The sequence below is a fragment of the Eubacterium sp. CAG:156 genome (genome assembly GCF_000434315.1).
Lineage (GTDB): Bacteria > Bacillota > Clostridia > Lachnospirales > Lachnospiraceae > Eubacterium_U > Eubacterium_U album.
In genome coordinates this window covers 1-15,798 of the sequence record NZ_FR878169.1, presented here as the reverse complement: position 1 = coordinate 15,798, position 15,798 = coordinate 1, and the positions used below count along the sequence as shown (strand labels likewise).

General features: G+C 31.7%; 26 protein-coding genes. All 26 read right to left on the bottom strand.

Features of this window, described 5'->3' with window-relative positions:
- The 26 genes from ABMA45_RS07535 to ABMA45_RS07410 all read right to left on the bottom strand — a co-directional run bounded on the left by ABMA45_RS07535 (position 1) and on the right by ABMA45_RS07410 (position 15,709).
- Positions 1-1,728 carry an ABC transporter ATP-binding protein gene (locus tag ABMA45_RS07535; RefSeq protein WP_022089279.1) on the bottom strand — a complete coding sequence of 576 codons (1,728 nt, stop codon included), beginning with the start codon at positions 1,726-1,728 and terminating at the stop codon, positions 1-3.
- A 111-nt stretch (positions 1,729-1,839) separates the two neighbouring features.
- Complete coding sequence (locus tag ABMA45_RS07530) at positions 1,840-2,709, bottom strand: DUF4097 family beta strand repeat-containing protein (protein WP_022089278.1); 870 nt, start codon at positions 2,707-2,709, stop codon at positions 1,840-1,842.
- A complete protein-coding gene (locus ABMA45_RS07525) occupies positions 2,706-3,440 on the bottom strand; it encodes a DUF1700 domain-containing protein (RefSeq protein ID WP_022089277.1) in 735 nt (244 codons plus the stop codon). The genes ABMA45_RS07530 and ABMA45_RS07525 overlap by 4 nt, the downstream gene beginning before the upstream one ends.
- Entirely contained in the window at positions 3,433-3,771 is a 339-nt protein-coding gene (locus ABMA45_RS07520; protein ID WP_022089276.1) for a PadR family transcriptional regulator, read from the bottom strand. The genes ABMA45_RS07525 and ABMA45_RS07520 overlap by 8 nt, the downstream gene beginning before the upstream one ends.
- Before the next feature lie 309 nt (positions 3,772-4,080).
- Positions 4,081-4,839, bottom strand: a complete 759-nt coding sequence (locus ABMA45_RS07515) for an amino acid ABC transporter ATP-binding protein (RefSeq protein ID WP_022089275.1) — start codon at positions 4,837-4,839, stop codon at positions 4,081-4,083.
- A 9-nt stretch (positions 4,840-4,848) separates the two neighbouring features.
- Positions 4,849-5,499 (bottom strand): amino acid ABC transporter permease, encoded by a 651-nt coding sequence (locus ABMA45_RS07510; protein WP_117909502.1) that lies wholly within the window; start codon positions 5,497-5,499, stop codon positions 4,849-4,851.
- Positions 5,500-5,561: 62 nt separating this feature from the next.
- Positions 5,562-6,377 carry an amino acid ABC transporter substrate-binding protein gene (locus ABMA45_RS07505; protein WP_022089273.1) on the bottom strand — a complete coding sequence of 272 codons (816 nt, stop codon included), beginning with the start codon at positions 6,375-6,377 and terminating at the stop codon, positions 5,562-5,564.
- A 475-nt stretch (positions 6,378-6,852) separates the two neighbouring features.
- A complete protein-coding gene (locus tag ABMA45_RS07500; RefSeq protein ID WP_022089272.1) occupies positions 6,853-7,086 on the bottom strand; it encodes a hypothetical protein in 234 nt (77 codons plus the stop codon).
- Positions 7,087-7,394: 308 nt separating this feature from the next.
- Positions 7,395-7,625, bottom strand: a complete 231-nt coding sequence (locus ABMA45_RS07495; RefSeq protein ID WP_022089271.1) for a hypothetical protein — start codon at positions 7,623-7,625, stop codon at positions 7,395-7,397.
- Between the two features lie 80 nt (positions 7,626-7,705).
- Entirely contained in the window at positions 7,706-7,888 is a 183-nt protein-coding gene (locus ABMA45_RS07490; RefSeq protein WP_022089270.1) for a TNT domain-containing protein, read from the bottom strand.
- Positions 7,851-8,294 (bottom strand): hypothetical protein, encoded by a 444-nt coding sequence (locus ABMA45_RS07485; RefSeq protein ID WP_022089269.1) that lies wholly within the window; start codon positions 8,292-8,294, stop codon positions 7,851-7,853. Before ABMA45_RS07485 ends, ABMA45_RS07490 begins: the two co-directional genes overlap by 38 nt.
- 180 nt (positions 8,295-8,474) lie before the next feature.
- The gene (locus ABMA45_RS07480; protein ID WP_022089268.1) at positions 8,475-8,747 is read right to left on the bottom strand and encodes a hypothetical protein; all 273 of its coding nucleotides are present in this window, start codon (positions 8,745-8,747) and stop codon (positions 8,475-8,477) included.
- Positions 8,748-9,063: 316 nt separating this feature from the next.
- Positions 9,064-9,411: a hypothetical protein gene (locus ABMA45_RS07475; protein WP_022089267.1), complete on the bottom strand. Its 348-nt coding sequence runs from the start codon at positions 9,409-9,411 to the stop codon at positions 9,064-9,066.
- Positions 9,398-10,060 (bottom strand): hypothetical protein, encoded by a 663-nt coding sequence (locus tag ABMA45_RS07470; protein WP_022089266.1) that lies wholly within the window; start codon positions 10,058-10,060, stop codon positions 9,398-9,400. Before ABMA45_RS07470 ends, ABMA45_RS07475 begins: the two co-directional genes overlap by 14 nt.
- A 290-nt stretch (positions 10,061-10,350) precedes the next feature.
- Positions 10,351-10,569: a hypothetical protein gene (locus ABMA45_RS07465; RefSeq protein ID WP_022089265.1), complete on the bottom strand. Its 219-nt coding sequence runs from the start codon at positions 10,567-10,569 to the stop codon at positions 10,351-10,353.
- A 4-nt stretch (positions 10,570-10,573) separates the two neighbouring features.
- Entirely contained in the window at positions 10,574-11,227 is a 654-nt protein-coding gene (locus ABMA45_RS07460) for a hypothetical protein (protein WP_022089264.1), read from the bottom strand.
- Between the two features lie 272 nt (positions 11,228-11,499).
- Positions 11,500-11,751 (bottom strand): hypothetical protein, encoded by a 252-nt coding sequence (locus ABMA45_RS07455; RefSeq protein ID WP_022089262.1) that lies wholly within the window; start codon positions 11,749-11,751, stop codon positions 11,500-11,502.
- A 9-nt stretch (positions 11,752-11,760) separates the two neighbouring features.
- Positions 11,761-12,507 (bottom strand): hypothetical protein, encoded by a 747-nt coding sequence (locus tag ABMA45_RS07450; protein WP_022089261.1) that lies wholly within the window; start codon positions 12,505-12,507, stop codon positions 11,761-11,763.
- A 172-nt stretch (positions 12,508-12,679) separates the two neighbouring features.
- Complete coding sequence (locus ABMA45_RS07445) at positions 12,680-12,943, bottom strand: hypothetical protein (RefSeq protein ID WP_022089260.1); 264 nt, start codon at positions 12,941-12,943, stop codon at positions 12,680-12,682.
- Positions 12,903-13,187, bottom strand: coding sequence for a hypothetical protein (locus ABMA45_RS07440; RefSeq protein WP_348030056.1), 285 nt, complete (start codon positions 13,185-13,187; stop codon positions 12,903-12,905). Before ABMA45_RS07440 ends, ABMA45_RS07445 begins: the two co-directional genes overlap by 41 nt.
- Positions 13,188-13,507: 320 nt before the next feature.
- Complete coding sequence (locus ABMA45_RS07435) at positions 13,508-13,843, bottom strand: hypothetical protein (protein WP_022089257.1); 336 nt, start codon at positions 13,841-13,843, stop codon at positions 13,508-13,510.
- A 112-nt stretch (positions 13,844-13,955) separates the two neighbouring features.
- Positions 13,956-14,171: a hypothetical protein gene (locus ABMA45_RS07430; RefSeq protein ID WP_022089256.1), complete on the bottom strand. Its 216-nt coding sequence runs from the start codon at positions 14,169-14,171 to the stop codon at positions 13,956-13,958.
- Positions 14,172-14,259: 88 nt separating this feature from the next.
- A complete protein-coding gene (locus ABMA45_RS07425; protein WP_022089255.1) occupies positions 14,260-14,670 on the bottom strand; it encodes a hypothetical protein in 411 nt (136 codons plus the stop codon).
- Between the two features lie 272 nt (positions 14,671-14,942).
- Positions 14,943-15,275: a hypothetical protein gene (locus ABMA45_RS07420; RefSeq protein WP_022089254.1), complete on the bottom strand. Its 333-nt coding sequence runs from the start codon at positions 15,273-15,275 to the stop codon at positions 14,943-14,945.
- A gap of 23 nt (positions 15,276-15,298) precedes the next feature.
- The gene (locus tag ABMA45_RS07415) at positions 15,299-15,496 is read right to left on the bottom strand and encodes a hypothetical protein (RefSeq protein ID WP_118565943.1); all 198 of its coding nucleotides are present in this window, start codon (positions 15,494-15,496) and stop codon (positions 15,299-15,301) included.
- 51 nt (positions 15,497-15,547) lie between these two features.
- On the bottom strand, positions 15,548-15,709 hold the full coding sequence (locus ABMA45_RS07410) for a hypothetical protein (protein WP_348030053.1): 162 nt from the start codon (positions 15,707-15,709) through the stop codon (positions 15,548-15,550).
- Positions 15,710-15,798 lie beyond the last annotated feature (89 nt).

Here is a 15,798-nt window from a genome sequence, read left to right as displayed (position 1 = left end):
TTACATTTCCTCCTTTTCCGGCTTTTTAAATTGTGATTCATATATTTCCTTATATACCTCACAATTTTCTAATAATTCCTTATGGGTTCCAATTCCCATAATATTTCCATCATCAAGCACAACAATCTGATCTGCATCCATAATTGATGCTGTTCTTTGAGATACGATAAATACTGTCATATCTTTTAGCTTTGCTATCTCTTTTCTCAAATTAGCGTCAGTTGTATAATCAAGTGCTGATGAACTGTCATCTAATATAAGAATTTCCGGCTTTCTTACTAAAGCCCTTGCAATTGTAAGTCTCTGTCTCTGTCCACCTGAGAAATTTCGTCCATTTTGTTCTACAACAGAATCTATTCCATTTTCTTTCTGCATAACAAAATCATAGCTTTGTGCCTGCTTTAACGCTTCCATCAAATCATTTTCTGTTGCACTCTCATTTCCCCATAAAAGATTACTTCTAATTGTTCCTTTAAATAAAACTGCTTTTTGTGGAACAATTCCTATTTTATTTCTAAGACCTTCTTCAGTGTATTCCTTAACATTTGTTCCATTTACAAAGACTTCACCATTAGTTGCATCATAAAATCTTGGAATCATATTTATAAGAGACGTTTTACCTGAGCCTGTTCCGCCTATTACACCTATAGTCTGTCCTTTTAAAACCTTTAAATTAAGTCCTTCTATCGTATTTTCACTAGAACCTGCATACATAAGTGAAACATCTTTAAATTCGACTGCAATTTCTTTATTCTTTCCTTCTGTTTCATTTCCAAATTTCATTGAAGATTCAACTTTCATAACATCTTCAATTCTATTTGCACAGGCAAACGCTTTCGTCAGATTAATAATAAGATTTGCAAGTTTTATCAATTCTATTAAAATCTGTGACATATAATTGATAAGTGCTACAACCATTCCCTGTGTAAGATATCCGGCATCTACTCTTATTCCCCCTACATAAATAATTCCAATCATGGCAAAATTTACTACCACGAATGTGAGTGGATTCATAACTGCGGATATTTTTCCAACAAAAATCTGAAATTTATTTAATGCATCATTACTTTCATTGTAACTATCAATTTCATTCTGTTCTTTATTAAATGCTCTGATTACTCTTGTTCCGGATAGATTTTCCCTTGTTTCAGATAAAATTTTATCCAAACCATTCTGAACTTTTTTATACATTGGGATTGTTGCAAGCATAATTCCAAATACAATTACTGCAAGAATGGGAATCGCTACAACAAATACAAGTGCTGCCTTAACATCTACCGTAAATGCCATAATTGTTGCGCCAAACACAATAAACGGAGACCTTAGGAACAATCTTAAAAACATATTAACCTGAGACTGAACCTGATTCAAATCACTTGTCAATCTTGTAATAAGTGTAGATGAGCCTAATCTGTCAATCTCATCATAGGAAAATGTCTGAATGTGTTTAAACAATGCATGTCTTACTTCTGTTCCAAATCCTGCCGCTGCCTTTGCTGCGAAATACTGTGCCGTTAAAGAGCATGTAAGTCCAATTATAGCAAGTAAAAGTAAAGCTCCTCCCATTTTCAGAACATAAATATTATCCCCTTTAGCAATACCATTATCTATTATTTTCGCTACTACTAAAGGCACAAATAATTCAAACGATGCTTCTAACATCTTAAAGAGGGGAGCAAACACTGATTCTTTCTTATAATTCTTTAAATACTTTAATAAACTTTTCATTTAAATTTCTCCCATTTTTTAAATGCTATTCTTATTATGTAAAAATATTATGGCAGGTATACTTATTTGCACACCTGCCATAGCATTTTATCACATTATAGTAGAAAAATGTTAATCAATTTCAACGCTTCCCATATCACATTCTATACTTATCATCTTTTCTGCACCATTATCTTTATTTCCATCACTTGAAAAATCAGATTTGTCTATACAATTTTCAACATACAAATCAGCCATATTTATATCCCACTGATAATTATATGCACTAGTTCCATCATTCAATGTCATTTCTGCATTTCCCATAGAGCAGACAATCTTTCCCGCACCATTTATCACTCCTTCTATATCTAAATCTCCCATAGATATATCAGCATTTAATGTATCAGTTGTTATTCTATCAATTGAAATTTCTCCCATATTTATTTCAACGTCAGCAGATGATGATTGTAAATTGTCGATTGATATACTTCCTGCACTGGAATTAATTGTTGTATATACAGCTGACATATTTTCAATATCCGCCTCTCCTGCTGAAAGACTCAAATTAAAATTACCATATGATTTTCCACTTGGTAAATATACAGTTACATCTTGTGTGCCCTTTTTCCATTTTTTCTTATATTGTATTAAAACATTTAAGGAATCTCCTTCATTTATATAATAAACTTCCATTATATCTGCATTATAAGAAAATCCTATCTGTTCTTTGTTCCATTCCTCAACATCATATGACGCTGTCAATAAATCAAGTTTTAAATTATTCACTGATGTCATATCAATTGTATCACTATTATTTTCTAATTTAGTCATTCCTGTAGTATCGTTCTTTTCTATCTTAACCTTAGCCTTCGCAAAAGTCTTCCCTATCTCTTCTTTAACAATATTACTTCCACCTTTCGAGATTCCAGCCACTATACACACGATTCCTAGTACAACAATAATAGCACCAACAACTGCCGTAATTTTTATTAATTTTTTCATACATTAAACTCCTTTCTGCCTGTTATTTTATGAATTAATTCTGCAACCTGTTTAAATAACCATGGCAAAAATTTAATACAAAACAACGCTTCCGGTATTACTAACAATATTGCTACACCAAATAAAATTAATCCTATTCCCATAAGCAATACTGATGTTGCAAATCCATACCCTGAAACTATTGCAACTACAATCAATGATATTCCTGCTACTCCTAACCCAATTATAGTTCCGCCAAGACCAAAAACAATTCCTATAATAACTCCTAATATTCCACTCCATATTGGAAATGTAACTGCCGCAATTATGATAGCAACAATTATTTTAATTGCTCTTTCATCATTTTTCTTATTGTATTGTCCTGCATTATTATATTCATATTGTGCTGTATTTTGAGAATTATTATATGAATACTGTCCTGCATTTTGACTATTATTATAGCTATTGCCGGTATTTTGCTTTGTATTGTATGAACCACTTGTATTATCTCTATTATAAGTTCCACCTATATTAATATTTTCACTGGTTATATTCTCTCCGCTATTAATGCTTTTCTTTAATCTCATCGCTATCTGTTCAGGTGTTCCTACACTTTCAGGTACAACCATATCTTCCGTGATTCCTGCATCATCAAAATATTCTTTATAATAACTTAAAGCATCATATCTATCATTAAAAGAAACATCTGATAACATTCTTTCTAACGTTTCCATAAAAACTTTTCTAGTCATTTTCATTACCTCCTGATTTTTCATTTTCAAATAAATCCGTTATCTTTTTAGAATAATTACCCCATTCAGTTACATACATATTAAGCTGGCTTCTTCCTGTATCAGTAATTTTATAATATCTTCTATTCCTTCCATCTATGGCTTTATCGTACAATTCAAAATATCCTTCCTTCTGTAACCGTCTAAGTACCGGATATAACGTTGATTCAGATACGCTAAGAACACTTCTAACATCCTGAGTTATCTTATATCCATAGGTTCCTTCCTTTTCCTTAGATACGACGGCTAATACTATTGCATCTAATAAAGCTGCTCCTGTATTAAATATCATAGATACTCCTCCATATTATTTCTTTTTTTATATTATATGTCGTATAGTATTGTATGTCAACTACATATTATGTGATGCAAAATAACCAGAAATAAAATTTTTCAGTTTTTTTCTAAAAAATGCAATCATTTGTTAAATGTATTATAACTAAAAACTCGCAACTCTAATTTAATGTAATTATATAATTCACAGTTTCTATAACAATAATAAAAGCGTAGCTGTTGTTCCAACCTACAATTGTCAGATTTATGTCTAACCTTTTTAGATTTGGTACAAACCACTACGCTATAATTTCTTTATTTATTAAATTTACAAATTTCTATATTTACCAAGGAACTCTTTTGTTCTCTGATTTTCTGATGCAAATACCTCTTGCGGTGTTCCATCTTCTACAATAACGCCATGTTCCATAAATATAATTCTATTTGAAACTTCTTTTGCAAATGACATTTCATGAGTAACTATAACCATTGTCATATGTTCATCTGCCAATTCTTTTATAACTTTAAGAATTTCCTGCGTCAACTCGGGATCAAGAGCTGATGTTGGTTCATCAAAAAACAAAATATCCGGTTCCATTGCAAGTGCTCTTACAATAGAAACTCTTTGCTGCTGACCACCTGATAACTGACATGGATAAGAATCTTTCTTATCTGCTATACCCATTTTTTCAAGCAATTCCATCGCAGTCTTTTCAACTTCTGCCCTATCTCTTTTTTGTACATGAATTGGTGCATCAATAACATTTTTCCATACTGAATAATGTGGAAAAAGATTGAAATTCTGAAATACAAGCCCAAATGAATCTCTGATTTTCTTTAATTCATTTTTCTTTGCATACATTACTTTGCCATTATGTGTATCAGCCATCACATCATTATTATATGTTATTTTTCCACCATCAATTTTTTCTAAATTAACTGCACATCTTAATAATGTTGACTTTCCTGAACCTGACGGTCCAATGATAGACAATACTTCACCTTTATTAACTGAAAGGGAAATGTCTTTTAACACTTCTAAATCACCAAAGTGTTTCTGAATATTATTCATTTCTAAAACGCTCATATTCCCCTCCTATTTGTAATAATTTAATTTCTTTTCTGCAAAGTTCATTACCCATGCAACTACACTGTTAAAAATAAAATAGAACACACCTGCAATAATAAATGGTGTAAAGCTTGTATTAGATGATGCAATCTGCTTTGCTACTGTAAACATTTCCAAATAAGCAATTGAGAATGCAAGTGAAGTATCCTTTACAAGACATATTACTTCATTTGTAATTGATGGAAGAATTCTTTTAATAACCTGCGGTAAAATTATTTTAAAGAATGTCTGTGCCTTATTATATCCAAGTAATCTTGCTGCCTCATATTGTCCAACAGGCATCGATTCAATACCTGAACGATATATTTCTGCAAAATAAGCTGCATAATTTAAGGCAAATGCAACTATTATGGCAATAAATCTGTAACTTCTTGGTATACGAATATGAAGTAAATAATTAGGTCCAAAATAAATTGCCATTACCTGCAACATTAATGGAGTTCCTCTCATTATTGCTATGTACACTGTTACTATATATCTTATTATTCTGTTTTTTGCCATTCTGCCAAATGCAATAACCAAACCAAGCGGTAATGAAAACAGAAGGGTTAGAAAAAATATTTTTAATGTTTCTACCATACCTTCTGACATCTTAGATATCATCATATCCAATGGCATTTTTGCTGCTAACAACATCATTCCTGTTTGTAAAGTCATTATTTCCTCCAGATTATCTTAGATTATTCTCCTAAGCAAATCATATCATCAATTCCATATTTTTCAGCAAGTTTTGTTACTGTTCCGTCTTCATACAACTTCTTAATATCTGCATTCACCTTATCGCTAAGTTCAGTATTGCCTTTCTTAAATCCAATTGCATACTGTTCAGAATTCAATTTCTCATCAAGGATTTCATATCCATCATCTCTTGATTCAATCTGATACTTAGCAACACCTATATCCATTGCAACTGCATCTACTGTTCCTGCCTGTAATTCAGCAAATGCTGTATTGTAATCTGCATATTCCTGTAAATCTGCAAATGTCTTAGCTAAATCTTCCTGATCCCCACCTTCTTTTAATAAACCAAGTGCTGCACTTCCTGCCTGAACACCTACGTATTTATCTTTAAGGTCAGCTAACTTCTTAATTCCTGAATCTTTAGCAACAATCATAACCTGTTCATTATTTACATATGGGTCTGACCATGTATAATCATCTTCTCTTCCATTCATTGTAAATCCATTCCAAATACAATCAATGTTTCCATTATTTAACTCTAAGTCCTTTGAATCCCAGTCGATAGGAGTCTTTACAAGTTCCCATCCTTCAATATCACATACAGCCTGTGCAAGTTCAAGGTCAAATCCTGTATATTCACCACTATCATCCATGTATCCGTAAGGTGGATATTCAGCATCAAATCCTACTGTAAAAGTTGTTTTTCCACTATCACTCTTGCTACCATTATCTTTACTTCCATTATCCTTGCTTCCACATGCAGTCATTGAAAATACCATTGCACATGATAAAGCTAATGCTACTAATTTTCTCATAATTTCCCTCCTAAATTAAAGATGTTTTCTTTCATTTATTGTTTTACTACTTTATCAAACTAAAGTGTACCACGTAATGCTATCAAATTGCAGGGAAAAAGTCAACTTATTTATTTGAATACATAATTCAAGTTAAATAATAATTTTCTTTAAAAAATCCATATTATCATCAATAATATATTTATCATTCAGTTTATTCATTAGAAGATTGATTGCTATGAGCAATTCTTTAAAAAAATTTTTTCTTTTTAGTATCCTTAAATCCAATATATTTGAATTCTTTTCCATCATCCAAATACAAACTGTCATATATTTTTTTGAATATTGATAAATTTAGTTTCAATATCACTATCTCCTATTAAATATGGTGATAAATCATACCCCATATCTGCCCAATCTGCATTAGCAGTCGTTGCATCTTTAATATTTATTATTTTGTATCCATCAAGTGTTATTTTATTTCCAAGTTCATCACTTAATTTAACATAATCAATTGTCTTACTACCACTCTGGTCTCACTTAATCCACCCTCAACAATCTTCTTTACTTCATCCGCATCTTTTCCTTCCTTAAAAAGTTCAAGTGCCTCATTTCCGTAACTGTTTATAAGGTTTACTGCCTTTTTGGCTTCTGCATGTTCAAGGTTGTCGATTATCTTTGCAAGGTCGTCTCCATACTTCCCTGCAAGGTTCAGACCATCCTGTCCCAATTCCTGCAGTATGGTTGCCGTTCTTTGATGGTATCTAAATCTACTTCCCTAACACGCTGATATAAACGCACCCTTTCGCAACATTTTTTCTTGTTGCTAGGAGTGCGTTTATATCAGCATATTGGAACTAAATATTCTATCTTGATTTTTCAATATCCTTTCTTATACCAAGCTCGGCAAAATTTCGCTAGTATCTATTAATTAACATCATGGATTCTTAATTGCTTCTGGGCAACTATGATGATTAATTAATAGACATGCATGAGTTATAGGTTGTTGGGAATCCGAAAGTACAACCATAATCAAAATTATTTAGTTGCATATCTTTTTATTTTATGCAAAAAATATTCACAAGCTTCCGTTTCTGTTTCAAATATTTTTAGTCCACTTTTCTTTCCTCGTTCGCTATAATAAACCTGCCATTTATCATCCTTTACAATACATAGTTTTTCATTAGGTAATCCACTCGTCATTATAGAATACAAATCACTCGCTATTCCCAATTGTACTAATTCATGTTCTAATTCTATTATTGTCACTACTTAATCCTCCTTAATATACCAGCATCTAGTAATTTATCCACTGTATCAGGTAATAAATATTGTATTCCTCCTCCTGGTTAATCAAACCATGGTGCTATTTCACCTGCCTTCACATTAATTGGTTCAACAACTTCAAATACACTATATGGTTTCATGTCAGTTCCTGGTGCTAGCGCTCTCATCTCATATGGAATCCCTTCTGGAGAAGTAAATGTGCCAAAATCACTTCCATATCTTCGTTCCAGATTGTAAAACTTCATCTATAGGTATTCTCGCAAAGCCATTGTTTTGAGGCCAATGAATTTCTCCTGTTATTTGATCATAATACTTAGGATTGTCAAATACATCCTTATATTTCAAATACAATTCGTCGCTAGGTGTATTATTCCAAGCATCTATTTTTGCTCTATCTTCTTGACTTATTACTTTACCTTCGCCCTCAACAATCTTCTTTACTTCATCCGCACTTTTTCCTTCCTTAAATAATTCAAGTGCTTCATCTCCATAACTGTTTATAAGGCTTACTGCTTTTTTAGCTTCTGTCGGTTCCAGATTGTCGATCATACTTGCAAGGTCATCTCCATACTTTTCTGCAAGCTTTAGTCCGTCTTCTCCAAACTCCTGCAGTATGCTTGCTACCTTTTCACCATATTTTTTGCTAAGCAACTCCCATGCATCAATGAAATTCCAGTAATCCGGGCTTCCTCCTCCGGGAATATATCCTGTATCAGGTGTGTCTATTAATTAATATCATGGCTTCTTAATTGCTTCTGGACAACCATGATGATTAATTAATAGACGTGCAGAAGTTGTAGGTCGTTGAATGTTCAAAAGTATAAGCCTAATTTAAATTGGAAAAGTTGAATAATTTATCTTAGAACTTATTAAATAACATTTCTTTATGTTTCTTTCCAACCTGAGCTTTATTTTTTCATCAGATGTTTGAACTTTTACCAATTTCCAAACAAACTTTAACAATTCTTGTCTCCATTTTTCAACCGTTTCCTCAGAAATGTTTAACAATTTATAGTTCTCATAAACTTCTTTTTCTTCCATGGCCATTGCAAACAATGAGCCATCATACTTAAAAAATACTTTTTTTACCTCTTCACATGTCATATTTACCTACTTTCTTACAGCTTTCCACAAGCCATCACCAGTTGATTCAAATGTATACCCTTTACTAAGTATATAATTTATTTCTCTCTGATAAAATCTTTTTGCACCATCATCAAAATAATATTGGTTCTAAATCTAAAAAAAATTCAGTTTTAATTTTAAATGTCCTTATGTATACCCAATTGGTAATTTTTGATCTAATGTCTACATTTTAATTTACATGTATTACATCACCTTCGGTGAGAACCATTCCGATTATTTGACCGTAGTTAAATTTTTTGTTGCTTTCCTTAAGTGAAGACATACTTTTATAAAACTACTTCCAACCATGAATCTTTAAATATTTATCAGGAATTCTCAACTCAAGCTCTTCAATAACATTTTGTAAATAGCTATCCATATCCATATTCGAATAACAATTATGTTCATTAATTACACTTAGTAACTTCCCATTTCCAACTTCTATCGAGAATCCAATTATATCAAGCTCATAACTAAATACTACCGAAAAGTAATTATATGCTATAAAACATATTTTAAATGACCAATGTCCTGTTTTCTCAACTATATCATAAAACTCCATACCTCTTATTTTATTGCCAAATGATTGCTTTATTTTTCTCCCAATTTCCATTCTAATTTTATTAAAATCATTTAATTGCATACCAAAAATCTCCTCTCTTCTCCAACGCAAAATATCCATGTTTTTCTTGCAAATAATCCCATTCCCATTTTAACGCACATTCTCCATATGCCTCTGGATTATGTGAAAATCGTATTTCCTTACTAGCACTTACAGCATCATCTAATGCAGGCTTATTAAAATAGTCAAACATATTTTGACCTGTTGCATCTAAACCATATGTATCCGTAATTTTATCCCACTCCGTTCCAAGACTAAAATATGTTGTATTTCCAGCCTTAACAGTATATGACCCTGTTCCTGGTACTGAATAATCTTTAGTTCCGTCCGCCCTTATAGTCGGTTCGTACTTACCTAATGTCATTATATTCAAGTCTGCATTATGCACACTATCAACTCGATACTTTTCATTTTCATATTCTGCCAGTGGAATCTTTCCATAAACTTTTCCATCAATTATTTTTAATCCATTAATAGTGTTACATCCACCCTCAACAATCTTCTTTACTTCATCCGCACCTTTTCCTTCCTTAAATAAATCGAATGCTTCGTCTCCGTAACTGTTTATCAGGTTTACTGCCTTTTTGGCTTCTGCAGGTTCAAGGTTGTCGATTATCTTTGCAAGGTCGTCTCCATACTTCCCTGCAAGGTTCAGACCATCCTGTCCCAATTCCTGCAGTATGGCTGCCGTTCTTTCACCGTAACTTTGTCTTAACAGCTCCCATGCATCAATGAAATTCCAATAATCAGGGCTTTCTCCTCTGGGAACATGTCCTATATCAGGTGTGTCTATTAATTAACATCATAAATTCTTAATTGCTTCTGGGCAGCCATTATGATTAATTAATAAACGTACAGGAGTGATAGGTTGTTGTGATTTCTAAAATATAATCGTTAATAATGTATTTTTATCTGCATATATTTTAACAAACTTGTATTATTCATTATAAAAAATCCTGTTTATTTGCTATCTCCAAACATCTTCTCGTTTTGATACTTTATAATTATATTATATGCATCCATTGTACTTTTTTGAGCCAAGACAACTTCCTCTTCGGTTATCTGGATTTTCTCCATTCTATCACATATTTCGCCAGCATCATAAATCATATAGTAACTATTATCACATTTTACTATTTCAATTCCATTTCCCGTAAAAATTTTTTCCATTTTAAACATCTTACTACTTTCCTAAAATATTTTCTGTCACTATGTATTCTGTTTTTGGTACAGGGTCAATAACCGCTTCCATAACACCACCTGGCGTCCAATAACCTGGCCATGCACCAGCTTCATTTCCACTTGGTATTCTTATATTTTGAGGATTTGGTATATCTACTCTTACAGGGTTAGTTCCCAAATCTCCTGGATTTAGACCTAATAATTCCTCTAATCTTGAAACATCACCACCAGCCTGTGAAATTACTTCATCTGCAACCGACTTAGGCATAACAAAAGTACCTAATCCTACACCTTCTGTATCAACAGGTGCCTTTGATTTAATTTTTGTTACACCATCTTGAAAATGACTAAGATGACTATCTATGTATTCTTTGCTTAAATAAGTAGCTGGGTCAGGTCTACTTCCCTTCGGAGTAGAAAGTATTTCACTTATCTTATTTTCATCTACCCCTTCTTTCGTTAACATATCTAATATTTCATCCCATGTCTTTATTCCACTAGTTTTTAAAACACTCTCACTTAAACCACCCTCAACAACCTTCTTTACCTCATCAAAGCTTTTTCCTTCCTTAAACATTTCCAGTGCATCATCACCATAACTGTTTATAAGGCTTACTGCTTTTTTAGTTTCTGTTGGCTCCAGATTGTCGATCATACTTGCAAGGTCATCTCCATACTTTTCTGCAAGGTTCAGACCATCCTGTCCGAATTCCTGCAGTATGGCTGCCGTTCTTTCACCGTAACTTTCTCTTAATGATTCCCATACATCAGTGAAATCGCTTGCACCATTTTCTTTTAGTTATTCCCACAAGTTAATAAACAATTCTTTTCTCCATTTTTCTACCATTTCCTCAATGTTTTCTGAGTCTATCTTTACAAGCTCATTTTTCCTTGAAAGCGCCATCTTAAATACTTTTCCTTCGTCATTTATTTTATTGTTCTATAGCAAAATTTTACTTTTTTATAAAGTTTTTCCAATGCTTCCTCTTCACTTTTAAAATATTCTTCGTATTTTAATCCTCTTTCATTATTTTCATAAACTTTCCACATTTTCTTATCTTTATCAAATCCATATCCCAAAACAAAATCAGCATTTGATATATAATTTATACATATTCTCCACCTTTCTATTTTATCTCTAAATAATAATATTTTAGAAATTAATATTCTCTTTTCCACTTTACACCTCTATTCATACAATATTCCAATTGTTTTCATAATGTTGCCATTTAATGGCATTACAAATTGTCTAGCTCCACCAGACAACTCTGACCAAGCGCTTGCAATACCTTTTACACCATATGTTGCATCTATATTACCTATTTCTTTTTGAATATTTTTCATGAAAATTTTATATTCGTAACGTAATTCTTCAAACTCCTCAATGTCCCATTCTTCAATATTTTCTTTTTTTAGTATCTTATTAAATTCATCTATGTTCCCATTCTTTATTGCATCTATTTTATCAAAATATGAGTCAACATTAAATGTTACGATATGATACGCCTCTTCATTCTCTAAATAAGGAATTGCTCTTTCACTATAGGTATATTTTCCTGACAACGGCACATCCGCAAAATTATTGCCTCCCATATAACCATATCTGTCCCATATTATAGACAAACCATTCTCTCTTGTTATTGGTTCTATTGTTCCATCCTTAAATCCAAGTTTCATTGGCCAATCATATATTACATTTCCATTTGAATCAAATTCTTTTATGTATTTAACATCCTTAGGTACATTTACATCTGTTTTATATTTTGAATCCTTAAATAACTTCTGTAATTCCTGTACTTTCTGTACTTTCTGTACATTATCTAAATCTTTTCTTTTTCCTATTTCACATGCCACTCTATTGAATTTATCAAAAGATTCTATTCCACCCTCAACAACCTTCTTTACCTCATCAAAGCTTTTTCCTTCCTTAAACATTTCCAGTGCTTCATCACCATAACTGTTTATAAGGCTTACTGCTTTTTTAGCTTCTGTCGGTTCCAGATTGTCAATTATTCTCGTCTTTACAACAAACGCATTCCAAAACGAATATTGTCATTTCGAATGCGCTTGTCGTAATTACTTAATTTACCTTAAATTGCTCTTATTATTACAATTTAAAATTTTCTTTTACTATTTTAACCTCTGCTTCATTTTTGTTTATCCATTTTTGATAAACACCTATATCAATGCTCTTCATTCCTAATCTTACCCAATCTCTATAATCACCTATCATTGTAACTATAGACAACTTGTCTTCTGTTTCTTCAACAACTTCAAATTCAAAGCCTTTATATATTGCTTTTGTCCTTATTATATAATATTCAGTTATTTCAGAGCTGTTTACAAATTTCATGCATACTATTTTTTTCAAATTCAAAACCTTTATAAATTGCCATTGTCCTTAGTATGTAATATTCAGTTATTTCAGAACTATTTACAAATTTGATGCATACTATTTTGTCTTCAACATATCTAATATTAAACGGTTTACATGGTTCAAAACCATTTTTCACATCCTCTATGTCTGTCGAACGTAACACTATTTTTCCTTTTTCAATCTCCCCTGCCGAATATTCTTTTCCTAAATAAATTGCGTACTTTCCATCTTTCATCATGCTGTCCCCTGTTTTTATTGTTTTATAACTTAACTCAATCTTGATCCTCTATGTCTGTTGAACGTAACACTATTTTTCCTTCTTGAGTTTCCCCTGCTGTATATTCATTTCCTAAATAAATTGCGTATTTTCCATCTTTCATCATACTGTCTCCTGTTTTTATTGTTTTATAACTTAAATCAATCTAATAAATACCTGATACAGTCTATTAATTTAACATCATGAATCCTTAATTGCTTTTGAACAACCATGATTGTTAATTAATAGACGTGCAGAAGTCGTAGGTTGTTAGGAGTCCGAAAGTATATTCATAATAAATATTACCAAACTATATCTTTTGAAATTATTTCTCCATTTTCAAGATTAACCTTAAATCGCCTTCCATAAAAATCAATTGCTCTACAATTACCTTCTACTATATCAACTCCCACATACGTACTTCTAGCAGTTCCGCCAATAGCGACTGGTGCTGGTTTTATTCTCCAAAGCAATTGTAAATCTTGCGTATAACAAAATACATTATCATATCCGCCATCTTCATCAGTTTCAAATACAATAACTACTTTTCCTTCATATTCTGCAGCCTCAATAATTTTATTATCAAATTGCAATTCTTTTCCAGCCAACAATATTTTATTATTTTGAATTTCTATCATTGTTCATTAATCCTTTCATCCTTGAATTAACTTTATCGTAAACGCGCACATATGCTACATTTTCTGTTAATTGAATTTCTGTTACACTTGTTTCTGATTTGTAAGGTGGCTACTATCCCATTGTATCTCTAAATATCTTATTTACATTTTCTGCTGAAGATGTATTAAGAATCTTATAAGTAGCTTTACTATCACCCTCACCAATCTTCTTTACCTCATCAAAGCTTTTTCTTTTCTTAAACATTTCCAGCACATCATTACCATAACTGTTTATAAAACTTACTGCTTCTTTAGGTTCTGTCTGTTCCAGATTGTCAATTATTCTCATCTTTACAATAAACGCATTCTAAAATAAATATTTTCATTTCGAATGCGCTTGTCGTAATTACTTAATTTACCTTAAATTGCTCTTATTATTACAATTTAAAATTTTCTTTTACTATTTTAATCTCCGCTTCATTTTTATTTATCCATTTTTGATATACATACTTTTCAATACACTTCATTCCTAATCTTTTCCACCCCCTGCAATCACCTCCCATAACTACTATAGACAACATATCTTCCGTCTCCTCATCAGCTTGAAATTCAAAACCTTTATAAATTGCTTTTGTCCTTATTCTATAATATTCAGTTATTTCGGAGCTATTTACGAATTTCATGCATACTATTTTATCTTCAATATATTTAATATTAAACGGTTTACACGGTTCAAAACCATTTTTCACATCCTCTATGTCTGTCGAACGTAACACTATTTTTCCTTTTTCAATCTCCCCTGCCGAATATTCTTTTCCTAAATAAATTGCGTACTTTCCATCTTTCATAAAGCGCCCTCTTTTCCATTTGTTTTCTATTGATATATCACTATTTTATAAATGTTCTTTCTTCAATAATCTGAACTGAATTTGAGTTTAGCCAACCTTCATATTCATACTTCTCTACTCTTTTAAGTCCTAGTTTATCGGCTACCTTACAGTCATTTGTTCCAACCTGATGAAATTGTTCATCCCCTTATATCCTACTTGCACGCCGTTGTAACATAGGTGTTTCGGATTGTTAAGGAGATTGTTACGATTTTATTACATAATACAAATTATCAATCTCCTATTGAAACTAATCCCAATTCTCTTGTAATTGCTTTTTTGATAATCTCTAATAAATCTTGTAACATTTGTCTTCCTTCATCTGGTTTCTCATAATCCTGAAGCAACGCTGAGTCTAATATAAATTTGCATATTTCAATTATTTGAGGCAAATCATTTTTAGAAATTTCAGCATCATCATAAGGATTAATTTTATACAATTTACTCATATCAAAAGATACTCTTCCACTCATCTTGTAGATAAAATCAATCAACTCATCACTAAATTCTACATTGACATCTTGTTCATCAATTTCATCTATTGAATTACCTATATAAAAATTCATTTCAACAACCTCCTGCCTACTTTTTAGGGAAATGCAGTAATTACATTTCCAGCCTCATCAATAACTGCTTTTAAAGTATGTAATGGTTTTCCTTTGCTACTTGTTCCTATTAGATTAGTAAAGTTTTTTTCCAAAAGGTAAACTTTTCTTCCAGCAGTATGCCGGCTACCTTTTGATAATTCAGCTTTACAACAAGTGCATTCTAAAACAAATGTTTTCATTTCGAATGCGCTTGTCGTAATTACTTAATTTACCTTAAATTGCTCTTATTATTACAATTTAAAATTTTCTTTTACTATTTTAACCTCTGCTTCATTTTTGTTTATCCATTTTTGATATACAAACCTTTCAACAAACTTCATTCCCAATCTTACCCACTCTCTATAATCGCCTCCCATAGCCACTATAGACAACTTGTCTTCTGTTTCATCCATAACTCTAAATTCAAAGCCTTTTTCTGTTTTTTTATCCCAACATTTCAACAAACTCTGAGAATGTATCTGCTACCTTGTATGTTACAGGA